Raw genomic sequence first — 22,226 nt, 5'->3', positions numbered from 1 at the left:
TTTTAATTCCTATTGTTTGAGGATTATTTGAGAGGAATGCGATACAAATATTCTGTATCGTGTTTGCCTTTAAAGTGGGCTTCTTCATCCAAAAATGTGCTTACTTGGCCAGAATTGCCGTTCATCGCATCTAACTTTTTGAATAGTGCCCAAGAGGCTTTATTATCTTCCGTGATGGTAGTTTCTACCGATTTAACACCGCCTAATTCCTCTCGGGTGAGAAGTTCTTTCAACATGCGGAATGCTAAACCATGACCTCTAAAGCGAGGTGAGACTGCAACTTGCCAGACAAATAAAACGTCTTGCTCGTCTGGTTTCTGATAACCGGAAATGAAACCTGCGATTTCGCCTTTTTGCTCAACCAAAATACTGGTTTTGCTGAAATGCGTAGACTGTAGGAAATTGCAATAAGATGAGTTCATGTCCAATGGAGGACAGTCTGCAATCAAGCTGTAAATGTCGTCACCATCAGAGATTTTAGGCTCACGAAAAATCCATTTTTTACTTGAGTCTTCTCCAATCTCTGGATAAAGGACCCAAGGTGCTGATGTGATCATGTGAAAATACATATCCTTTGAGGTCTAATTAAATTTCCTTTTTATTATGGGCATCCCTCGCGACTAAAAATCAAATAATCCGCCTTTTTATCGGTATTTTTGTGATACGAATCACAAAAATAAACCTATTAACCAAAAGTTAAAATAGTTCGAGGTCTAATTTATTAAATAGTCACCTAAATGCACAGTACAAAAAACAACCAGAATAAGACCATTTTCCATGCTGTTCATTTCTCAGAGAAAAATAGAAATCCAAAAAAAAGCGGCATGCTTTCGCATACCGCTTTTATCAATAATTTAACTGCTGATACTAGTTATTTTGATTTCTTAGAAACCGCCTTTGGACGAGGTTCATCCATCAAACCTTTTATCAAAGATACCGTTGCAACAAGCAAAACAATAGTAAATGGTAAACCAGTCGTCACCGCCATTGCTTGAGCAGCAGCTAGACCACCACCCAACATCAATGCAATCGCAACCAAACCTTCAAACGTACACCAGAACACGCGTTGTGGCGTTGGTGCATCGACCTTACCGCCCGCAGCAATAGTATCAATAACCAGTGATCCTGAGTCAGAAGAGGTAATGAAGAACACCACGACTAAGATAATGCCGACAAAAGATGTTATCTCAGCCAATGGCATAACATCTAACATGGCAAAAAGTTTTAAAGGCAGTTCTGCGTTAAACACCGCCTCATAGCCATCATTAACGTATTGGCTAATTGCGTTACCGCCAAAAGCCGTCATCCATAACACACAAACTGAAGATGGGATAAGAATAACGCAAATAATAAACTCACGAACCGAACGACCGCGAGACACACGTGCGATGAACATACCCACAAATGGTGACCAAGAAATCCACCACGCCCAGTAAAACGCCGTCCAGCCTTGAGAGTAATTCACATCCTCTCGTCCAAATGGCATAGATAAGGCAGGGATATTAGCCACATAGGAAACGATGTTCTCGAAGAAACCAGTTAAAATCGCAATCGTCGGGCCAACAACAATAACAAATAGCAATAGCAGTGCTGCAAGACCCATATTGATTTCAGATAAGATCTTCACGCCCTTATCGAGTCCAGCCACAACAGAGATTAAAGCGAGCGCAGTAATACCAATAATCAATATAACCTGCGTCGTATTGGTCATTGGGACATCAAACAGGAAGTTCAAACCCGTTGCGGCTTGAGATGCACCGTAGCCTAGCGATGTTGCTAAACCAAAAACCGTCGCTACCACTGCAAGAATATCGATAATATGACCAGTCCAACCCCATACACGCTCACCAAACAAAGGGTAAAAAATTGAGCGCATGGTGAGTGGCAAACCTTTGTTAAATGAAAAGATAGCCAGCCCAAGAGCCAAGAGCGCGTATATTGACCACGGATGAAGTGCCCAGTGGTAAATCGTCGCAGCCATCCCTAATGCCGAAGCTGCAGTTGCATCGCCCTCTGCACCACCTAGCGGTGCCCAGTCAGTACGTACACCATTCTCAACGCTCACGCCACCAATCGCAGAACTAAAATGGGACATCGGTTCTGATACACCGAAGAACACGAGACCAATGCCCATACCTGCAGCAAATAGCATTGCCAACCATCCGGCATAGGAGTAATCCGGTGTTGCTTCAGTACCACCGATTCGCACACGGCCCAATGGTGTGAAGATCAATCCGACACAGACAATGACAAAAATATTACCTGAAGCGAGAAAAAACCAGTCTAAATTGTGCAACAAACCCGCTCGTAGGTCTGCAAAAAACGGCTCTACCTGTTCTCGGAATAATAGTGTTATCACAACAAACATGACGATTGCTAAGCCAGAAATTGCAAAAACACGGTTGTGAATATCAAGGCCAAATGGGCCTACCTTTAGCGCAACGTTATCCTGACCAATTTGATAGTCAGTATCTATTGCGTTTACTTTTCCATCGGGGCGTTGAATGCCACCGTTATTATCGGTGCTCACGGATAATCTCCTTAAAAATACGTGACCAAGTTTAAATTACTTTTGTCGGAGTTCGAGTAATGAAACGTCTTCATCACTACCAAGCACATGTTCATAAAACATTGTTCTTATAAGCGGTTACTCAATCCGCCATCATAATCTTAAAGCCCCCTATCTCTCATTGCATTTTATTGTTTTCACCATAAATAACGCCTATTGCCAAACCGAAGATATTGGCATGTTTCGATTAAAGTGATACTGCAGTTGTGCTTGAAACAGCTCCGCAGTTGCTAACGCATCCGTCAGGGCATGGTGAGGTTGATAAGCAGGGAGGCCATATCTTTCACGAGCGTGCCCTAATCGTACAGAACCGGGTTTCTTGCCTTTCAACTTATTGATAAAACCTCTGCATTCACGGCGCTGTATCGCATACTCAATATCTAACGTATCAACAACAGGAAACTGTATCCCCTCTCCGATGCTATTTAGCAAGGCGTTATTAAAGAACTGCCTTTCAATGTTCTTGTAGTGAACAAGTACCACTTTGCCTGACAACGCATCCAATATTTCACCCAAGATCTGAGACAGCTGCGGCGCGTTTTTAACCTCAGAGTCAGTGATACCGTGAATAATGACAGACTCGTGGTTTAACTCTCTGTTTGGGTTAACGACCCAATGAGCAGAGCCATTACATTGAACACGATCAATAGTAAACGGCACAAGTCCGATCGTGAGAATGACATCCTCTTCCGAGTTCAATCCTGTTGTCTCAAAGTCTACCGAGACAAATGGCACTTGTTCAATTGGTGTTTCCCCATTAACCATCGGTGTCGAATAATAGCGTTTGAGCCTCTCGTCTTTCGCTTCTTTAGCGAGTTGTTTGAACAACATTGACCACTCTGGCGTCTGGGATGTATCCAACAACAGCTGTTCTTTTTCTACATTTTTTGAGAACCACATCATTTGCTACTTCTCTGGTATCGAAACTTAATGAAGTTCTGTGCGTTACTTAGAATTTGAAATGCTGCTTTTAAGTTTCGACGTTCAAATTCAGACATGTTCTCCGGCTCAATGTTGTTGTCTGGCTCTTCTCCATTTTCTATATCAAGGGCTTGGTGACGAATTCGAACCATGTAGATTAGCTCCATCGCATCCCTTAAATCCAAACCTCGACCTTTCGGTAAAATGCCAGCATCATTAATGTCATCTAAACGGTCGAAAGAGTTTTGCGATCGGGAACCGATTGCCAGAGAATGCACCCGTATTAAATCGGCCAACGGAGCCGTCCCCCTTCGCTTCAAGTTAATCGAGTTGCGATGACGACCATCTTTCTCCATCACAAAGTCTTTGAAAAAGCCCAGTGGAGGCGTCCTACGTATTGCGTTGTACGCCATACAAGCAAGAAAGCGGTTATTTCTTTTCGCTCGTCTCACAATAAAGCTGCTTAATTGCTCCGCCCATTTCACTCGCCCATGCACACCGAGGAGATCAAAAAAGATACTACTATTTAACAACCTCTCAGGGGTTGGATTGTCTATCCAGTTTCCAAAGCATTCTTCCCATTCTGCACGAGTTTTTCGCCATTCTGGGTTGGTAGCCATAATGTCTCCAGTACAATAAGCATAGCCGCATGCCGCTAAACCATCACAAACAAATTTAGCAAACTTTTCAAAGTACTCTCCGTGAATCTCAACGTCATAACTGTTGTCGAGAATAAGCGCGTTATCTTGATCCGTTACAATTAGCTGCTCATCCCTCGCCATTGAACCCATTGCGACTAAACAATAAGGAATGGGCGCTGGGCCGAACTCTTGCTCAGCTAATTCAGCGAGGCGTTGTTTGAAACTACTGCCTATAACCGACATGGCTCGACCAATCATGTGCGCGTTGGCATCTTCATTGACCATTCTTACGAAACAGTCTTTTACTTGTTCAGAAACCTGCTTGAGATCCTCGACACTGGTTTGCTGAAAAATAGAGCTCACTAGCAATAGGCTGTTCTGAGATTCATAACGAACGATGTCCGTCATGCCAATAATTCCTATCGGCTTTTTATCTTTTAAAATTGGTAAATGATGCACGTTGTAACGCAACATGGTTAACATGGCCTCAAACACATAGGCGTTATAATCCAATGAAACCACGTCATAACTCATGACCTCACTCACTGGAATATTGGTATCAATACCCTGAGCTAGTACGCGAATGCAAAGATCGCGATCAGTCAATATTCCAAGCAGCTGTTCGTCATCTTCTTCTGTGAGCTCCTCTGTCGGGCGAATAATGAGCAGAGAGGTGACATTTTCCTCTGCCATTAGTATCGCAGCTTCCTGAATTGAAGCCGTTGCCTCCAGAGTTACTGGCTCTCTTGCTAAGATTTTACGTGCCTTAGCGGTGGTAAAGTCATTGCTTTCGGAGCGGCTAGATATTGCGCTTCGCAAACGCGCGCTATCTTCCAGTTCCATGTAGTCCGCAAAGTTTTCAAACTCATCACAAAGTTCATTGAAGATGTTTTCCGGAATACAGTAAACGAGAGTGTCTTCTATCGCTTTGGCTGGCATCCGTACGCGGTTGTTCATCAACAACCCCATCTGACCAAACAGTCCACCAGCATCAATCCTGTTATAGAGTTCACCTTTACGTCGATAAATCTCTACCGCCCCACTTCTCACCATATACAAGTCGCGGATCGTATCTCCGAAGTTAAGGATTTTTGTTCCTTGCCGAAAGTATGCAACCTCGGCATTGAGAGCAATTTTTCTAAGCTGCTCTTCAGGTAGGTCATCAAAAGGTGGGTACTGGCTAATGAAATTGAGCACTTCTAACTGTTCGGCTTCCATTTTTTATTCCATACGTTGCCTAAACTACAGCGATAAATATCACCCTGAGTGAAATCAAGCAATAAATAAATCTAAGGATAACAGTACCTAACCGATTTCACAGGACCAAGCCTTAACCAAAAATTAGAGCTCTAACCTTTTTACATGTAGAGTTCTAAGCTATCACAGCTTATATCTATGCAAGCGAGTTGAGTTGAAATGTACAAAAAAATTCAAAATAAATTCAACCCTACGTCAGGGCAACGTTATGGTGGATAAAAACACATCACAAGCAATTGTTTTAAATATAAAAAATAAGAATTGAACATACCTTGCTCAACGAATTCTCTATGCACGGCAGAACTAGTTAACCAACCCCCTTTCGTTGAAAGTTGAACTAAAATTAATTAGAGTACAAATCGTTAAACAGTTATAAACACACGAAAAAGGACAGATAACATGGATCCCATACTGGAAGTTAAGGGACTGTATAAAGTGTTTGGAGAAGACCCAGAGAGAGCCTTCTCGCTTATCGACAAAGGCGTCGATAAAGACGGTATTTTTGAACAGACAGGTTTAACAGTCGGCGTAAACGATGTATCTCTCACCATAAATGAAGGGGAAATTTTCGTAATCATGGGCCTTTCTGGCTCCGGGAAATCCACCCTTGTTCGACTTCTTAACCGGCTCATTGAGCCGACTAAAGGCAGTGTTTATCTCAAAGGAAGAGATATCGCCCACATCTCCGAAAATGAACTTCGAGAAGTTCGTCGTAACAATATCTCAATGGTGTTTCAAAGTTTCGCACTCATGCCACACATGACGGTGATTGAAAATGCCGCCTTTGGTTTAGAACTTGCCGGCATCGACGTTAATGAGCGTCAGAAAAGTGCCCTTTCCGCCTTAGAAAGAGTGGGTTTAGACCCTTATGCAGAATCTTTCCCTGACGAATTATCCGGAGGTATGAAACAGCGCGTTGGTTTAGCGAGAGCGTTAGCTTGTGATCCAGACATCCTATTAATGGATGAGGCGTTTTCCGCTTTAGACCCATTGATCCGTTCTGAGATGCAAGATGAGCTTATTCGTCTACAGAACGATGACAAACGCACAATTGTCTTCATTTCTCATGATTTGGATGAAGCAATGCGCATTGGCGACCGTATCGCCATCATGCAAAACGGTGAGGTTGTTCAGGTTGGTACACCTGATGAAATATTACACAGTCCAGCAAATGATTATGTCGAAGCGTTTTTCCGCGGCGTAAACATCGCAAGTGTCTTGACAGCAAAAGATATCGCGCGCAAGAAGCCAGCGGCTGTTTTTAAGAAATCGGAAAATGACGGTCCAGGCTCTGCGATGCAGATTCTGATGGATCACGACCGTGATTACGGCATTGTCGTCGATAAATCTAGCCGATATTCCGGCATCGTATCTCTTGATTCACTACGTTTGGCTCATAAAGAAAACCGTTCGTTAGCCAGTGCTCAATTACCGGATGAAGTTACTCTTCAGCCTGATCAGTCAATTAATGACATTTTGGGTCTGGTTGCTGGTGTTCCTTATGCCGTGCCTGTCGTAGATGAGAAAGGAACTTACTTTGGTGTCGTGACTAAATCACGTCTTCTACAAACACTAGATAAGGATTAACACGATGTCTTCAGAGCAAACTAACAATGATCCCTGGTCAAATACTGCTCCTGCGCAAGATGATCCTTGGTCGCAAGGTACAGAGGCCGCACCAAGTAATGATTGGCTCAACTCAGAAACTGTAGAGCAAGCGCCATTCGATATTATGAACCCATTCCAAGATGCGGTTTTACCCCTCGATAGCTGGGTAGAGTCCGGTTTGAACTGGCTGGTGGAACATGGTCGACCTGTTTTCCAAGCAATACGAGTTCCAATCGACTTTATTCTAACGTCGTTTGAAACTGCTTTGGTGTCTACACCTGCGCCTATAATGGTACTCATTTTATTTTTGCTAGCGTGGCAGTTTTCCAATGTAAAACTTGGTTTTTCTACTCTTGTATCCCTTGTTTTCATTGGCCTAATTGGTGCGTGGTCACAAGCGATGACAACGCTAGCACTGGTGTTAACCGCCGTTTTCTTCTGTTTGCTTATAGGGCTACCAATGGGGATATGGTTGGCAAGGAGCCAAACCGCTGCCAAATTTGTTAGGCCAATATTAGATGCAATGCAAACGACTCCCGCGTTCGTTTACCTTGTGCCAATTGTTATGTTGTTTGGTATTGGTAACGTTCCTGGCGTAGTAGTAACGATCATTTTCGCCCTGCCTCCCGTTGTGCGCCTGACTATTTTGGGTATTCAGCAAGTACCTGAAGAGCTTATCGAAGCTGGCCACTCTTTCGGGGCAAACAAAAAACAGATGCTTTATCGCATCCAGTTACCGTTGGCGTTACCAACTATCATGGCAGGTGTAAACCAAACCTTAATGCTGTCACTTTCTATGGTAGTGATTGCTTCAATGATTGCTGTTGGCGGCTTAGGCCAAATGGTACTTCGTGGTATTGGCCGACTTGATATGGGTCTTGCTGCTGTTGGTGGCTTAGGCATCGTTATTCTTGCGATTTTGTTAGACCGTATCACCCAGGTGTTAGGGGTTAATGCGGGCAACACTAAACTTCGCTGGTATCACACAGGTCCTGTTTCATACCTATTAAAACTGAAAACAAAGACGAACCAAGACGATCTAAAACTTAGGAGAAACATCAATGAATAATTCATGGAAGAAAGCGCTCTCTGTTGGAGCTCTAAGTACTATCGCATTTTCAACTTATGGTGTGGCAAGTGAACTACCGGGTGAAGGTGTCACTGTTCAGCCTGTTCAATCAACCGTTGCAGAAGAAACATTTCAAACGTTGATCGTAAACCGCGCACTTGAAGAGCTTGGTTACGATGTTAAACCGACCAAAGAAGTGGACTACAACGTAGGCTACACCTCTATTGCTAAAGGTGATGCTACTTTCTTAGCGGTTGGTTGGTTCCCTCTTCACGCCGATAAGTACACGATGTCTGGCGGTGATGATAAGTTCTTCCGTAAAGGCCAATACGTAAGTGGTGCTGCGCAAGGTTATTTGATCGATAAGAAAACCGCGGAAAAATATAACATCACTAACATTGGTCAGTTAAAAGATCCAAAATTGGCGAAGCTATTCGATGCAAACGGCGATGGCAAAGCGGACTTAACTGGTTGTAACCCAGGTTGGGGTTGTGAAATGGTTGTTGAGCATCAGTTGGATGCTTTCAAACTTCGTGACACAGTAACACACAACCAAGGTAACTACGCGGCGATTATCGCTGATACGATCTCACGTTACAAAAAAGGCGATCCGATTCTTTACTACACTTGGACACCGTACTGGGTAAGTGGCGTTTTAGTTCCGGGGAAAGATGTTGTGTGGTTAGAAGTGCCATTCTCTTCACTTCCTGGTGAGCGTAAGGACATTGATACAACACTAGAGAACGGTAAGAACTACGGCTTCGAGATGAACTCTATGCGCATCGTTGCCAATAAAGAGTTTACAGAAAACAACCCTGCTGCTGCAAAGCTGTTTGAAATCATCAAACTAAATATCAATGATGTTAGTGCTCAGAATATGATGATGAGCCAAGGTAAGAACAGCTCAGCGGACATCGAGTCTCATGTAAATGGTTGGATCAAAGCGAACCAGAAAAAGTTCGACGCATGGGTCGAAGAAGCGAAGAAAGCCGCAATGTAATCATGCCTTTATCAATCTCTAGAGCCAGTTGGTGTTATTAACTGGCTCTTTTTTTACACAAACGCCCCTCCCCCTTACATAGACATACCAACACTTACACTACTCGACCATAAACCCACATTATAATTCACGTTTATTTCACGCTTGCTTTGCTAAAAACAACACAACATAACAATTAAACTATTCGAATAAATATGAAAAACTTATCAAAGAGCTCTGTGTGGGGGCCTTTGCAGCCAATTGCTGCCTTTTCTTTGTTTTCGCTTCTATTTCTGTCTATCTCAAGAGTTTTGCTAGCTTTTTGGCAGATTGACCGTATTGACTCTCTAAACGACTTAATTTACATCCTAGGTCAAGGTTTGCGCGTAGATATTGCAACGCTTTGCTGGTTATTTATTCTTCCAGCACTGTTATCAACCTTCATGCCATTAACCGGTAAGATGGGAGAGTGTTGGAAGCGAATATTACGCATATGGATGGTTTTAGGGCTTTGGGTGCTTGTATACATGGAGCTAGCAACAGCGCCATTCATTCAGGAATACGACCTACGTCCAAACCGCCTGTTTGTGGAATACTTAATCTACCCAAAAGAAGTCTTGAGTATGCTCTGGACTGGCTACAAATTAGAACTGTTTATTGGTGCGTTAGGTACAGTTTTAACCATCACTTTAGGTTGGAAGTGGAGTAAGAAACTGACCGATAAGGCGCAGCAGGTCAACTGGAAATGGCGACCACTATTGGCACTTTTCGTTGTTCTTTTTGGGGTTGCAGGTGCTCGCTCATCTTTAGGTCACCGCCCGCTAAATCCTGCTATGGTCGCCTTTTCTAACGATCCACTGCTTAACGACTTAGCACTGAACTCATCTTACTCATTGTTGTTTGCGGTTAATAGCATGAAGTCAGAAAAGAGCGCGGAGCAGTTCTACGGAAAAATGGACACTCAAAAGATGTTGGAATTAGTTCGCACTTCATCAACAAAGTCCGACTTCACCCCTTCATTACTCCCAACCATGAACAGTAACCCCGCGACTTACCAAGGTAAACATAAAAACTTAGTGATTTTGCTACAAGAAAGCTTGGGCGCCCAATTTGTCGGTGCTTTGGGTGGTTTGCCTCTAACACCAAACCTTGATGAACTCATGAAGGAAGGTTGGCAGTTCACACAAATGTACGCCACTGGTACTCGTTCTGTTCGTGGAATTGAAGCCGTAACCACGGGCTTTCCTCCATCTCCGTCTCGCGCGGTAGTGAAGCTGAGTAAAAGCCAAACGGGTTTCTTTACCATCGCGGACTTACTGAAAGCTCAAGGCTATCGCACGCAATTTATTTACGGCGGTGAAGCCAACTTTGACAACATGAAAACTTTCTTCTTTGGTAACGGTTTTGATCAAATAGTAGAAGAAGATGATTATAACAACCCAAGCTTTGTTGGCTCTTGGGGTGTTAGTGATGAAGATCTATATAACAAAGCAAACGAAGAGTTTGAACGCCTTTCAAAAAGCGACAAACCTTTCTTTAGCTTAGTTTTTACGTCAAGTAATCATAGCCCTTATGAGTATCCGAAAGGCAAAATTGAGCCATACGATTCAGAACATATGACGCGTAACAACGCCGTAAAATATTCCGATTACGCTTTGGGCACTTTCTTTGAAAAGGCGAAAAAGTCATCTTATTGGGATGATACCATTTTCATTGTAATTGCAGATCATGATGCACGTGTTTCTGGCGCTAACCTTGTTCCGGTTAAGCACTTTCACATTCCAGCATTGATCCTTGGTAAAGGCATTCAACCACGTAAAGATGACCGCATAGCAAACAACATCGACATGCCGCCTACACTGTTATCTCTAATTGGGGTAGATGCTAAAACACCGATGATTGGTCGTGATTTAACGAAGCCACTAGCTCGCGAAGATGAGCGCGCAATGATGCAATACGACAAAAACTTTGGTTATTTAACGCGCGACAATCTCGTTGTGCTTTCCCCTGGTGAAAAGGTATCGACCCTGACGTACGACTTTAAAGACCAAACCATGAAGCCGCTAGAGGTGGACGAGTCTATTATCGAGCGTGCAAAAGCAAACGCATTATTTGCATCTAAAGCGTATCAAAACAACTGGTATTCTTCCAAACACACTCATTAATACCAATGATTCCGCTGATAAAAAGGAGCTAAACGGCTCCTTTTTCTTATTCTGTCACTTACCTTCGAGAATGTTCTACTGACAACTCCTGTCGTTCCTTTCCGTTAGATTGCCCCTACTATTTCTAATTGATTAAGGAACAAACCATGCTGACTATCAATTCATTCGTTCTCTACGTTGAGGACATCCACATAAGCCAAGTTTTTTATTCGAAACTGTTCGAACGCAAAGTCACGCTGTTGTCTCCAACCTTCGCCGCTATTCCACTGACCGAAGGCTTAACGTTGACACTCAAGCAAAGAGATAATCTTTCACCCCACAGCGGAATTAGAGGTGGTGGCACCGAGCTGTCTTTATCAGTGCCCAACAGGCATACGTTAGAGCGCATTTACAAGCGCTGGAAAGACCTAGGTGTTGAGTTTGTTCAACCACCAGCGACATCAGTGTATGGGTTAAATTTTATGGCTATCGATCCAGATAAGCATCGCATTCGTGTTTTCATAAATGAATAAAAATGCGTTAAAAATGCTTTTTACCCATTCCCAATGTGACTTCAATAAATTAGACTCAAGGAAACATTAAAAGCGGCGTAGTAATAAGAAGGAATGCCCATGAGCTCAAGTATGATCCTTAGCGAATCCCTAATCGAGAGCGGAAGAGATATCCCCCTCAAAGAACTGCTTTATGCAAAGCGCGTGCTGGATAACTACATGGCAGTAGCCAAAGAAAGTAGCCCGCTTGAGCTATTAACTGAGATGAAATCGGCAGCAAAGCAAGTAGAATACTTTACAACGACGAGTAACCCGTGTGAGGCTCGTAATGTCATCAGTCAGATGATTGATAAAATCGACACCGCGGAATCTTTTGCTTCGTTCAAAGCATTAGCAGGTAAGCCATCTCAAGCACTCAATGAACTAATTGAAGATCGAGCTCAGCTGATTAAACACGAACGAGAGCTCCTGCTCGCCTCAGGCTATGACGCCTCACGAATCTAATATACGAGCAGCCTTAAAGTCATAGCTAACAACGAAAAAGGAGCTCTTAAAGAGCTCCTTTTGCTTTTCAAAAATCGGATACAAAAGACTTAAAGGCCGATATCTTCCGTTATTGCTTTGATTTGTTTGAGGTCCATTTTATAGACTTCAATCATTTGATCGACCTGACTTAGTCGTGAATTAGCTTCGTCATGTTTATCACACGCGTCCGACTTCACGTCCCAAGATTTGCCTTCTAAAAATACGTCACACTCTTTCTTGAGTTTCTCAATCTTAGGTAATAATTTCGACCGTTCTTTCTCGAGAGACTCTAATTCTTGCGAAATTTTTAGCTCTTTCTGGAATACTTCGCGGGACCGCTCAAACATAGTCGCTTGCATATCCGCTTGACGACTCAACTTCTCATTTTCTGACTTCGTCGTGTTGATCTTATCTGCCTGCTGCTTCAATTGAGACTCTAGTGACAAGTTAACCTTCTCGACCTCAGTCAATTGCTTTTGCAACTTCTTAAGTGCTTTCTGATGAGCTTCATCTTTCGCGGCGAGTAACTCACTAACTTGGTTTTGTATCTCTTGGTCAAGCGCCTCTTCACGCACTTTTACTTGAGATGCCAACTGGGTTTTATCTTGCGTTAGTGCTTGATACTTTTCTTCTAATACGTGGTAAGTCGATTCCCACTTGTTCGCAGTGACAACCGCTCCAACAAGGCCACCAAATGCCAAGCCTAACACCGCAGCGATTGCGATATAGATATGCGTACGTTTGTCACGCTCTTCAATGACAACTACGTCGTCTTGCTCTTCCATTTTGTTCTGAGAACTCACCGTATACTACTCCAAGGACTCTTTTACTTTGCTAGCGGATCAATTCCGCAAACATAATTGATGCTGTATAAATCAGAAATGCGCCAATTAATGTTATAACGGTCGCTTTTTGGACTTTTTCATTGGTTCGATAACGAAACAGCACAAATGCTACTGCAATCAACACCGCAATGGCTAATAATCTGGTCATACCGCCTCCTTGTCCACTCATGAAAAACTGCCTAGGTCCGTAGACTGTTTCACAAAGGTTCATTGTAACCCATTTATACGTACCATAAGGTCAACTTAGCGTAGATTTTAAAATAAGTGCTCCGATTTTAATCAATTTTGTGTCCTTAATTGAATAACTTATGTCGTAACAATCGAAACACATTTATCGTTCTGAAATGTTTTGGGGTTCCATTCCCTAACCCAATAAATTTTATTTATGCCGTGACTCGCACAAAAAGATTGGCAAACATACCTTCATGAAAATTGATGAGGTTATTTCATTAAAAATAAATTGACATAGGGTGTTGAAATAGACCAAAAACATGATAGAGTTCACACGTTAATGATGACCAGCATCATTAACTAACCTTTACTCATTTAATTGAGTAATTGTTCCGATGAAGACTGCAGGAGAGTGGTTATTAATCAAATTTTAACATTTGATCAGCATAACTCGCCGAAGAATTAACTATTTCAGGTGCTACCTAGGTAGCGGGGACTGTAGTTGGAGGAACCTCTGGAGATTTAAATTTCTAGAGTTACCTATCTGATATTATTAACTTTCTTAGATGTTACCCACATTTTGGGGTACATTTAAATGAGACATCTCACCAAACGAAACAACACCTTTTACTATCAGAGACGAATCCCCTCCCACCTTCAACATCACTATCAAAATGCTAAAGTTGTACGTTTTTCTCTTCGTACAACCAACCCTCGTGAGGCTGTAATACTAGCAACGAAACATACTGCAAATTACGATAGAGAATTCTTTCAACTCCAATACATAACATTGTCACAGACTCCTGTTGTAACTAATCAATTTATAGCAGAGCGACCCCAAGTAAATGCTAAGCAGCAAGTAAAAAAGAAAGAGCCGAAACTCTCCGAATGTATAGAGTTATTTCTGACAGCTAAAACAGTAGATAGGGTATCTCCAAAAGCCCTAGCTCGGTATCGGTCTAGACTTGAACTACTACTGCGCATTGTTAAAGACAAAGGGATTAACTCATTCACCCGTGATGATGCCTTATCATTTAAACACCAACTTGTGCAGCTACCGCCCAATATCAACAACAACCCACGTTACAAAGGGAAACCGATTAAACAAATTATTGCTTTTGGTGATAAACCTATCGGTATTCATACGATTAACGACACGTTGAAGGTGGTTAGCGGTTTCTTTGACTGGTTGGTTTTGAATGAAAAATCAGATAAAAACCCGTTCACTAAGTTGCAAGTACGTAAAGAAATCAAAGCCAGTGAAGAAAGGAGAGTTTTCACACGTTCAGACATTAAAAAGTTATTCACTATAGAACCATACAAGACGCCCCCCAAAGAAGCTTGGCACTATTGGATACCACTACTAGGTTTGTACACGGGAGCTAGAATTAATGAGTTGTGTCAATTATATACCGACAACATCAAGCAAATAGATGGAGTTTGGTGTATCTCCATCAATGCAGATAGACCGGATCAAAAGCTCAAAACCAAAGCTGCATTTAGGAATATCCCGATACACAGTAAATTAATTAAGTTAGGGTTTATCGACTACGTTAAAAGCTTACCTTTAGGGCTAGTGTTCCCTACTCTCAAATACTTACCAGAAGATGGTTACGGTAAATACCCTTCTAAGTGGTTCAGTATTCAGCGTGATAAAGTTCTAAACAAGAATGAACGTTACAAAAAGACATTCCACTCTTTCCGACACACTGTAGCCAATGAGTTCAAACAGTTGGGTGTTGAATATAGTCCAGCTTCTTACCTGTTGGGTCATTCAGATGAAACGATCACATATGGTCGTTACGGTAAGGACTATAAGCCTAGGTTATTGCAGGAAATCATAGAGAAACTGGAGTTTGATATAAACATCGCTCTCCGTGACTGAGATTACATAGTTCTAATTTAAGTAGGTTCTTGAAAAAAGGTTAAATACTCCCCATCATATAGTTAACCTGTCACTCCTCGCTGGCAGGCATGAAATCCAGTTCAGGGCTTTCTCTTTGCACGAGTAATACGCAAATGAGAAAGAATCCAAACTACAAACTAAGTCGAGTCATTATCATTGGGTATATTTTGTACAAAGATATACCTCTTCTAATCGAAGCTTCCGCTTCACAAGATTGGGGGGCATTGGTGGTGAACATGATCTACCTACTGTTCAAAATAAGGAGTGTTTTATCGATTAAGCCGAAAGAGAATAGAATTTAGCATTCAGGACATTAAATAGTAATTGTCATGAATTAAATCAAACATTTACAAACATCAGGATAGCTTTGTAGCTATCAAACTTTGATAAATCTGGGGACAAGATTATTTTAACGTATCTTACTAAATAATCTGGTTTTCATAGAGAAGGCTCTTTACCGACCTTCTTAAGAATCAGCATGTTTTTTAAACAGTTGATATGTTTATTCTAGCGAGGCTAGGTACATTTGAAACCAATAGTAATAAAACGTGACGGAAGGAAAGCTCCTTTTAACAGAGCGAGAATTGAAGCTGCTGTTAATGCTGCTAAATCACTGGATAAAGAGACTGTTATTTATGCTTTAAATGTCGCTTTAGCCGTCGAACTGTCATTGGTCGACAGCATTGAGGATATTGAACCTCAAGAATTCAATACTTCTGTTCTTATTGCTTTTGTGGCACTTTTACCTGAAATCGGCGCGAAAGATAGATGTGCTTATGTTTCAAATGTGGCTTCTAAACTGTGTATTGAGCGCCCTAATAACCGCAGTCCCCCACATAATAAGTCTACCTACCCCGCGTCACTTAACCTTTCAAGTTTGCACCTCTCAACGTTTGCCAGTGTACAAAGTCATGTTCATTGTTGATTCTTACAAAGGGATAAGGCGCAGCAAAATAGACTAATTGATTACAGCTGGAACAAAGGTGTGGGATCTGATTGTGTCTCGTTATCGGGTGGTCTTGAGATACACGATAAAAACCTTCACCACATTCACAACGGTACTCTACGAGCAATGCAGATTTTAACGGTCTGGTAAAATGGTTCTCTGTAAGCTTCATATTGACATCCTCACTTGCTCAAAATGCTAGAATATACCAATACTGTATAAATACACAGTTCTGTGAAATTTTTCCATAAGTGCAATTTCTACACTTTTTGAACTAGTGCAATCTTACTTTAAGGTTAAGGCACTAAAATATGTAACTAGATGAACATGATCTAGGGTGTGTTGATGGCATTGATAACGTGTACAGAGTGTGGAAAGGAATACAGCGATAAGGCAAGCGCATGTATAAACTGTGGTTGTCCAACGGAAGTTAACGTTTCACCACCTCAACAAGAAGGTGCGCCCATACAAAGCAGTGTAGAATCTCGAACCTCCGACACACCTAAAAACGAGCAGACCGTTCAGAAAGAACCAGAAAGTAATGCAAAACAAGCATCTAAAGGTAAACCGTTGTTGATTTGGGGTTTAATTGCATTGGCAGTGGTAATCATTTTTAACCAAAACAAGCAACAAGTAACTGACGATACTGGTCAGCTATCCACCAGAGTCAAAGATGATATTTGCAAGAGCTACATAGGTGAAGTTACAAACAAAAATCCCCTTCTCTTAACAACTACAAAAAATGAAGACGTTAGGTTTTCCATTGTAAGCATTAATACGGAAGGAACTAAAAGTGATTATGCTTGCCATTTCTTTAACAATGGAACTTCTGTTATCTGGTCAACTTTAGAAAATGCTAAACAAGGTAAATGGAAGGATGAAGAAACCGCAACGATTGAACACCGCCGAAAGTTTAATGTAGCTAAACTGAACGGCAAGGACTTCAATATAGAAGTTTCTACCTACTATGCTAGTGAAGCAACAAAAACAACGAAGAAACAAGCCATCACTCACCCACTACTTGAATCTGAAGTGAACCTACCAAAAGGAGTTAAGGAACACCCAGAAGTAATCCCTCAGATGGTACGTTTAATTCAACTTACTGGGTATAAATGTGACTCAATTTCAGCAATTAGAGAAATGATATTATCTAGAGGATTTTCGGTGGTATGCAACAACTTCAACTATGAATATGAGATTGAGGATAAAGGTGGTAACTGGGTGGTGACACTTCAATGATCATGCTTATCAAATATAGTTGTATTTAAATACTAAATTTATCAAGACATCCATTCTAAATGTGGTGTATATCAATGCGTGTGATTGCATAATGGTTTATGTTGTGAAGCTGAACATGCAATTAACAAGGAAAATACAATGTCTTGGTATATTGATAAGTCGAACTTAACACAAGCAATTGCTGATAAGTCTCATTGGAAAAATTCTTACAGTCCAGGTTCAGAAGTGCCTATTTCAGGCATATATCGTTGCACCGGATGCAAAAAAGAAATCACATCTAATAAAGGCGATCCATTTCCACCTCAAAACCATCATCAACATGCAGCTTCACAAGGTGATGTTAAATGGAAACTGAATGTACGAACTAACACTAACGGGGACTAGTTTAGAGTTAAAGTAATTACATATCTATTACCAAAAAGAGAGCTCTTTTTGCTGACTATATGCACAGAGTACGCACTTAATTACTCTGTGCAAACCCTATAACAATCTCACATCCCACAACTTTCTCTTTGTTGTAGAGCTTCGCAGCATTATTGAACGCTTGAATGAGTTCTTCCTGTGTTGGAGAAGCAAAAGGTAAGCCTGTATTTTCAACAAATTGCTGTAGTACAAACACCAGATGATTGAACCCACCTGTTTTAAGAACGCTAAACAGTTTTTCATGCTCAGTAAGAAGAAATCCAAACAAAGCGTCTGAAGTATCGGTAGAGGTTAGGCTGATTAATGGACAGTACACCCCTTTCTCTTGGATCTCTTCTTCACTGTAACCAAGGTGTGTTAAGTATCTGTACAGCAGTGAGATGTGCTCACCAATAAATCGGATTTTCATAATTATACCTCTCGATTACAGTTTAGGAAGAAGAGAAGATTTATTATCACTCGATTTCGGTGTTACCTTTTCTGCCTCTTTAACACTCTCAAGTGCCTTGATGATTTGTTCTGATTCCTTGATTGACTTCTCCAGATCACCAACCAGTGATAACGCCATTTGGACAGCTTTCAATTGGACTCCTGAAATATCCTTGTTCTTACCTGTGGCAGCGTCGAGGATAACCTTTGTGAGCTTTGGGAATGCTTTCGTGAGATCGCCTAAGCTTTTATTTTTCTGCGTAATCAGGTCTAGAATTTGCTCTAACTGTTGGTCAAGAATTCGCTGGTTTGTATTTTTTGGTTGAACTGGGATATTCACTGTTACGGCTGACATTGTGTTGTTTCCTTATTTTTATAGTAGGTTGGCTTTTGCGTAGAGTTCGTGAGATTCGATCTTTAGTAACTTCACTGTGTCTTTGAATCGACTAGAAATCTTATAAACGGTTGTTAGTGTCGGGGATGAGTTGTGTACGGCTGGCTGAAGCTCTACCACTTGCTTAGGAGTTAGATTCAAACCTAATAACCAGACTGTGACTACCGTACTCTCTGCGATCCTTGGTGTATCACCTATCAATGAGAACGTAAGAGTTCTTAAATCTGATTGAATTAATTCTGCAAGGCGTTGTTTTGCTGTCATTGGGATACCTTGATGTGCTGAAATATCGTGTAAAAAGGTGTGCTGCTTACTTTTGTGTAAATACGCCAATATTTAATATAATTTACTTATATTTCAGTATCTTATGAAAATTCTTGGTGTACTGCTTAAAATTGGGGTATTTGGACTAGTTCGGGAAGGATAGAAATATTTCTATATGTCTAATTATACCATAAACAGCATATTTATTCTTAAAATACGCATATTTATGAAATTAAATTTGACACATAAGCATTTAAAATATTGGCTCTGGTGTAGATATGGCAAAATATCTAAATGGATAGATAAGGTAATGCTGGCAAGGTTTTGAAGTTCAAAATTGAGAGATCGACTCACTGAGCACGGCACACACGCCCAGATGTGAAAATCGTAGAAATGTAGAAATATTTATGCACCTTACCTGCATACAGAAGACACTCTATTCAAACACCCCACTCTATGTACGTCCGTACAAGCACACACAGCCGTTTTAGGACAACTCGATGCAAGTGCATTCTTCACACAATTAACCTTCTCTCAGAAGCGTACATAAGCTTTAAACACTACCCTTTGCAACGATGTTGCAGCTACAATACATTGTCACGGTGTGACCAACATAATTTCATTAAACAATACAAAAATTATTATGTGCGCACCAAACCACAATCATACACCAAGCCTTATACAGTAAGGGATTCGAGCGTTTTATTACCGTAACAATAACATTTCAAGTGCGCGATAGATCCATTATGTTAAATTAGGCTATTCTAATATTTATAAATTGAGGTTGAATGGTGTATTTTCGATAGTTTTCTATCTTTAAAGTTGGGAGTTTTGAACAAGAAAAGTTTGAAATTATTTGCACTATATTGGGGCATTGCAAAAACAGGTATCTTTGTATAGATACCTCACCAACATCGTATATAAAGATAAATTAGAATTTACTAATTCATTGTTCATTATCCCTGTCCTCTCACAACGTCCTAATCAACATTAATACAATTACACCAATTCACCGCTAAAACGCTTGTCTGAGCCGCATAGAAGCATTTGCACACCAATTATCCCACACTCACACATCCAGTGCACAAATCGACTTAATATCAGAGTATTTTCATTTATATTGCACACATGGTCTATATTCATTGATTGAATTATTATTCAGTATCGATTGTTGCATTTTTGGTAAGTTGATTACCATTTATGAAAAGTTTTAATCTGTGGGGTAAGAATGGATAGAGAGGTTTGTTTAGCACACCTCTATAAAGCTTCATTGATAAACTGTACTGCTTAACTACCTATAAATAGAACTGTAAATATGTTGATGCTGCTTTGTGAGCAGGCTAGATAACATGATTATTCAGTGTGCTAAGGTATTTGATTCTCTGATTTAATTAAGGAAGTTTAAATGTCCTATACAAACGATCTCAACATACATTTCCTTTACGGTAGACACCTTGATCGAAGAAATCCCAAGAATATCCACCTAGAGTTTGAACAAAATGATCTTATGTCGTCTAACTCTCTCCCCTCATTAGTTATGAAGAGTGGTAAAATTGAGTATGTAGATGAACATGAGTTAATAGATTATGTGATCGGTTTAATTCCTGTTTCTCCTCGTAGAAACCGAGTAATTAAGGATATTGAGAAAATTGTACCTTATATACTCACTGCAAATGATAAAGCAATTATCTATGATATTGAATCTGTTTACTTTAATTATGGAGATGGTTTTAAAAAGACTTACCACCCTCAGATCACTGGTGGTTGTGGTGGACTATTTATCTACCTCGAACATGGAAAAGAAAGCTATGAGACGCTACAAATGGACTCTCAAGAATTACAAGCGTATCGAACATTTATCAAAAATATAGGTTCTAATGACCCAGAAGTAGATTTAAATGAGGTATTTGCACGTCAATTGACTAACATAGTCAGCATTGAAAGAAGTAAGGACAGAACTGCACCATCCCCAGAAGCAACAGACCTTGCCAGAAAGTTATGGGCTGTGATTGATGGTGAAATCACTGAACTCATCTAAATAATAAGTTGACTAGAAACTATTACCAAGCTCAAAACTAACCAAATCAAGGCATCACGATTAGATGTTCCCTACTCCTTACACCTTACAGCACCGTGAGGATCTTTCTTACAGATTGATCCGTCCGACCCCCTCAATTTACCATGCGTATCTTCACGCCAAGTATTACCCTTGTTATCTCTAATGATTCCGTTTACATCAGTCTTATATATTGAGCCGTCAGAGCCTCGTATAGCTCCATGAGCGTCAACCTTATACGTTGTTCCGTCCGATGATCTAACAGTGCCGTGTGCGTCCGTCCTGTACCTTGTCTCTACCCCATTGGAGTCCTTACAACGTGTTATTCCTATCGCATCGGTTTTACAGATGGTTTCTGCTTGTCCAGTAGCCGTAAGTAAGCACATAGCAGCCAGCAATAAACGTTTCATGGTGATGTCTCAGCGTTGAACAGAGTTAAAAGTATCATGAGGTTAAGTATAGCAATGTGTTGGATTACGACACTGCGAACTCTTTGAATAACACAAGATTTATGAAAGCAACACACAGCCTCTTTAGGGGTTAGATGAACACATCACACATGGAAAGTGAAATAGCTTGTCTATGAGCTTTACAGGTGGGTTGTATCGTGAATCTTACATACACATAGATAGCGGAGCTATAAAACACATTCACTATCACGAAGTGATAAACACACAACATGTGTAAGCGGAGCTTAAAGACAAGACAGGGTTTCTTTTCTTAGTGAACACAGTGAACATAGAAAACACATAAGCGTAGCGTTGTATTATTAGTGAGCAAGGCGAACACAACACAATGGAACGTAGTGGAATGGTGTTAGTTATCTTCTTATACATATTCTAATAAAGAATAAAAATCTGTTTGTGTTAGAGCGTAGCGATATTCACTTATGAACGTAGTGAGTTAGTGAACACATAAACGTAGTGTTGTTGTGTGGTCAGCGTAACGGAGTGAAGAGACGACACAGCATTATTACTATAAAGCAGTCAATGTAAGGAGCTGGCGACTGAAAGGATTGCTTTAGTCATTATTACAGAGAACGAAGTGAACGTATTATTATTATAAGGGCAGAACTACGGACTGGTTCCGGTACGGTTCACGGACTGCTTTTTAAGATTAGATGAGGAAAAGCGGTACAGTTTACGGACTGGTTCTTATTGGTATTGAAGTAAAAGCGGTCTATTTCCCGAACTCCTACCCTCCCATGAAACTGGTTCATTCTACGGACTGGTTTCACAAGAATACAAGTGTTTGTTTCAGCTAAGAGGAAGATTAGGTAGATCACAACATTTCAAAATTAATTGAAAATAATTTCACCTTACCAAGCA

Annotated in this window: 19 protein-coding genes, 1 pseudogene and 1 riboswitch; of the genes and pseudogenes, 11 read left to right on the top strand and 9 right to left on the bottom strand. The window is 40.9% G+C overall.

What is annotated here, in order from left to right; translation table 11 throughout:
• Nucleotides 1-23: 23 nt before the first annotated feature.
• From ectA to R7R78_RS01450, 4 genes are all read right to left on the bottom strand, one after another.
• Nucleotides 24-557, bottom strand: coding sequence for a diaminobutyrate acetyltransferase (gene ectA / locus R7R78_RS01465; protein ID WP_005393379.1), 534 nt, complete (start codon nt 555-557; stop codon nt 24-26).
• A gap of 314 nt (nt 558-871) precedes the next feature.
• Nucleotides 872-2,530, bottom strand: a complete 1,659-nt coding sequence (locus R7R78_RS01460) for a BCCT family transporter (protein ID WP_005377772.1) — start codon at nt 2,528-2,530, stop codon at nt 872-874.
• 192 nt (nt 2,531-2,722) lie between these two features.
• A complete protein-coding gene (locus R7R78_RS01455; RefSeq protein ID WP_213903506.1) occupies nt 2,723-3,472 on the bottom strand; it encodes a 3'-5' exonuclease in 750 nt (249 codons plus the stop codon).
• Complete coding sequence (locus R7R78_RS01450; protein ID WP_213903507.1) at nt 3,469-5,349, bottom strand: DUF294 nucleotidyltransferase-like domain-containing protein; 1,881 nt, start codon at nt 5,347-5,349, stop codon at nt 3,469-3,471. Before R7R78_RS01450 ends, R7R78_RS01455 begins: the two co-directional genes overlap by 4 nt.
• A gap of 438 nt (nt 5,350-5,787) precedes the next feature.
• On the opposite strand from R7R78_RS01450, the gene proV reads away from it, so the two are divergent.
• The 6 genes from proV to R7R78_RS01420 all read left to right on the top strand — a co-directional run bounded on the left by proV (nt 5,788) and on the right by R7R78_RS01420 (nt 12,204).
• Nucleotides 5,788-6,975: a glycine betaine/L-proline ABC transporter ATP-binding protein ProV gene (gene proV / locus R7R78_RS01445; protein WP_005377777.1), complete on the top strand. Its 1,188-nt coding sequence runs from the start codon at nt 5,788-5,790 to the stop codon at nt 6,973-6,975.
• A gap of 4 nt (nt 6,976-6,979) precedes the next feature.
• A complete protein-coding gene (gene proW, locus R7R78_RS01440; protein WP_005377778.1) occupies nt 6,980-8,065 on the top strand; it encodes a glycine betaine/L-proline ABC transporter permease ProW in 1,086 nt (361 codons plus the stop codon).
• Nucleotides 8,058-9,065: a glycine betaine/L-proline ABC transporter substrate-binding protein ProX gene (gene proX / locus R7R78_RS01435; RefSeq protein WP_005385703.1), complete on the top strand. Its 1,008-nt coding sequence runs from the start codon at nt 8,058-8,060 to the stop codon at nt 9,063-9,065. The genes proW and proX overlap by 8 nt, the downstream gene beginning before the upstream one ends.
• Before the next feature lie 194 nt (nt 9,066-9,259).
• Nucleotides 9,260-11,209, top strand: a complete 1,950-nt coding sequence (locus R7R78_RS01430; RefSeq protein ID WP_225472877.1) for an LTA synthase family protein — start codon at nt 9,260-9,262, stop codon at nt 11,207-11,209.
• A gap of 146 nt (nt 11,210-11,355) precedes the next feature.
• Nucleotides 11,356-11,721 carry a VOC family protein gene (locus R7R78_RS01425; RefSeq protein WP_005385707.1) on the top strand — a complete coding sequence of 122 codons (366 nt, stop codon included), beginning with the start codon at nt 11,356-11,358 and terminating at the stop codon, nt 11,719-11,721.
• A 99-nt stretch (nt 11,722-11,820) separates the two neighbouring features.
• Nucleotides 11,821-12,204: a hypothetical protein gene (locus R7R78_RS01420; RefSeq protein ID WP_005377782.1), complete on the top strand. Its 384-nt coding sequence runs from the start codon at nt 11,821-11,823 to the stop codon at nt 12,202-12,204.
• 89 nt (nt 12,205-12,293) lie between these two features.
• Here the strand turns inward: R7R78_RS01420 and R7R78_RS01415 are convergent, their stop codons facing one another.
• Nucleotides 12,294-13,028, bottom strand: a complete 735-nt coding sequence (locus tag R7R78_RS01415; RefSeq protein WP_031780983.1) for a chromosome partitioning protein ParA — start codon at nt 13,026-13,028, stop codon at nt 12,294-12,296.
• Between the two features lie 31 nt (nt 13,029-13,059).
• Nucleotides 13,060-13,218 (bottom strand): hypothetical protein, encoded by a 159-nt coding sequence (locus R7R78_RS01410; protein WP_005377784.1) that lies wholly within the window; start codon nt 13,216-13,218, stop codon nt 13,060-13,062.
• A 418-nt stretch (nt 13,219-13,636) separates the two neighbouring features.
• Nucleotides 13,637-13,750, top strand: a riboswitch (glycine riboswitch).
• An 86-nt stretch (nt 13,751-13,836) separates the two neighbouring features.
• Between R7R78_RS01410 and R7R78_RS01405 the strand changes: the two genes are divergently transcribed.
• The 4 genes and pseudogenes from R7R78_RS01405 (at nt 13,837) to R7R78_RS01390 (ending at nt 17,716) form a co-directional block, all read left to right on the top strand.
• On the top strand, nt 13,837-15,126 hold the full coding sequence (locus R7R78_RS01405) for a site-specific integrase (RefSeq protein ID WP_225472876.1): 1,290 nt from the start codon (nt 13,837-13,839) through the stop codon (nt 15,124-15,126).
• Between the two features lie 547 nt (nt 15,127-15,673).
• Nucleotides 15,674-15,835, top strand: a pseudogene (locus R7R78_RS01400) (ATP cone domain-containing protein); the annotation flags it as partial.
• A 603-nt stretch (nt 15,836-16,438) separates the two neighbouring features.
• Entirely contained in the window at nt 16,439-17,332 is an 894-nt protein-coding gene (locus R7R78_RS01395; RefSeq protein ID WP_225472874.1) for a zinc ribbon domain-containing protein, read from the top strand.
• A gap of 138 nt (nt 17,333-17,470) precedes the next feature.
• Nucleotides 17,471-17,716, top strand: a complete 246-nt coding sequence (locus R7R78_RS01390; protein WP_225472873.1) for a protein L — start codon at nt 17,471-17,473, stop codon at nt 17,714-17,716.
• A gap of 76 nt (nt 17,717-17,792) precedes the next feature.
• Here R7R78_RS01390 and R7R78_RS01385 read toward each other — a convergent pair whose 3' ends face one another.
• From R7R78_RS01385 to R7R78_RS01375, 3 genes are read right to left on the bottom strand one after another with little or no spacing between them, the layout of a single operon-like run.
• Complete coding sequence (locus R7R78_RS01385) at nt 17,793-18,164, bottom strand: hypothetical protein (protein WP_225472872.1); 372 nt, start codon at nt 18,162-18,164, stop codon at nt 17,793-17,795.
• A 15-nt stretch (nt 18,165-18,179) separates the two neighbouring features.
• Nucleotides 18,180-18,539 carry a hypothetical protein gene (locus R7R78_RS01380; RefSeq protein ID WP_225472871.1) on the bottom strand — a complete coding sequence of 120 codons (360 nt, stop codon included), beginning with the start codon at nt 18,537-18,539 and terminating at the stop codon, nt 18,180-18,182.
• A gap of 18 nt (nt 18,540-18,557) precedes the next feature.
• On the bottom strand, nt 18,558-18,842 hold the full coding sequence (locus tag R7R78_RS01375) for a hypothetical protein (RefSeq protein ID WP_225472870.1): 285 nt from the start codon (nt 18,840-18,842) through the stop codon (nt 18,558-18,560).
• A gap of 1,405 nt (nt 18,843-20,247) precedes the next feature.
• On the opposite strand from R7R78_RS01375, the gene R7R78_RS01370 reads away from it, so the two are divergent.
• Nucleotides 20,248-20,880 carry a hypothetical protein gene (locus R7R78_RS01370; protein ID WP_225472869.1) on the top strand — a complete coding sequence of 211 codons (633 nt, stop codon included), beginning with the start codon at nt 20,248-20,250 and terminating at the stop codon, nt 20,878-20,880.
• The last annotated feature ends 1,346 nt before the right edge of the window (nt 20,881-22,226 follow it).

This window comes from Vibrio sp. 2134-1, from assembly GCF_033339495.1.
This window is presented reverse-complemented; position numbering and strand designations above follow the sequence as displayed.

Excerpts from the sequence above, each read along its gene's own strand:
- ectA (WP_005393379.1), bottom strand. The coding sequence starts at position 557 with ATGATCACATCAGCACCTTGGGTCCTTTATCCAGAGATTGGAGAAGAC.
- R7R78_RS01455 (WP_213903506.1), bottom strand. The coding sequence starts at position 3,472 with ATGATGTGGTTCTCAAAAAATGTAGAAAAAGAACAGCTGTTGTTGGAT.
- R7R78_RS01450 (WP_213903507.1), bottom strand. The coding sequence starts at position 5,349 with ATGGAAGCCGAACAGTTAGAAGTGCTCAATTTCATTAGCCAGTACCCA.
- proV (WP_005377777.1), top strand. The coding sequence starts at position 5,788 with ATGGATCCCATACTGGAAGTTAAGGGACTGTATAAAGTGTTTGGAGAA.
- proW (WP_005377778.1), top strand. The coding sequence starts at position 6,980 with ATGTCTTCAGAGCAAACTAACAATGATCCCTGGTCAAATACTGCTCCT.
- proX (WP_005385703.1), top strand. The coding sequence starts at position 8,058 with ATGAATAATTCATGGAAGAAAGCGCTCTCTGTTGGAGCTCTAAGTACT.
- R7R78_RS01430 (WP_225472877.1), top strand. The coding sequence starts at position 9,260 with ATGAAAAACTTATCAAAGAGCTCTGTGTGGGGGCCTTTGCAGCCAATT.
- R7R78_RS01425 (WP_005385707.1), top strand. The coding sequence starts at position 11,356 with ATGCTGACTATCAATTCATTCGTTCTCTACGTTGAGGACATCCACATA.
- R7R78_RS01420 (WP_005377782.1), top strand. The coding sequence starts at position 11,821 with ATGAGCTCAAGTATGATCCTTAGCGAATCCCTAATCGAGAGCGGAAGA.
- R7R78_RS01410 (WP_005377784.1), bottom strand. The coding sequence starts at position 13,218 with ATGACCAGATTATTAGCCATTGCGGTGTTGATTGCAGTAGCATTTGTG.
- R7R78_RS01405 (WP_225472876.1), top strand. The coding sequence starts at position 13,837 with ATGAGACATCTCACCAAACGAAACAACACCTTTTACTATCAGAGACGA.
- R7R78_RS01395 (WP_225472874.1), top strand. The coding sequence starts at position 16,439 with ATGGCATTGATAACGTGTACAGAGTGTGGAAAGGAATACAGCGATAAG.
- R7R78_RS01390 (WP_225472873.1), top strand. The coding sequence starts at position 17,471 with ATGTCTTGGTATATTGATAAGTCGAACTTAACACAAGCAATTGCTGAT.
- R7R78_RS01385 (WP_225472872.1), bottom strand. The coding sequence starts at position 18,164 with ATGAAAATCCGATTTATTGGTGAGCACATCTCACTGCTGTACAGATAC.
- R7R78_RS01380 (WP_225472871.1), bottom strand. The coding sequence starts at position 18,539 with ATGTCAGCCGTAACAGTGAATATCCCAGTTCAACCAAAAAATACAAAC.
- R7R78_RS01375 (WP_225472870.1), bottom strand. The coding sequence starts at position 18,842 with ATGACAGCAAAACAACGCCTTGCAGAATTAATTCAATCAGATTTAAGA.
- R7R78_RS01370 (WP_225472869.1), top strand. The coding sequence starts at position 20,248 with ATGTCCTATACAAACGATCTCAACATACATTTCCTTTACGGTAGACAC.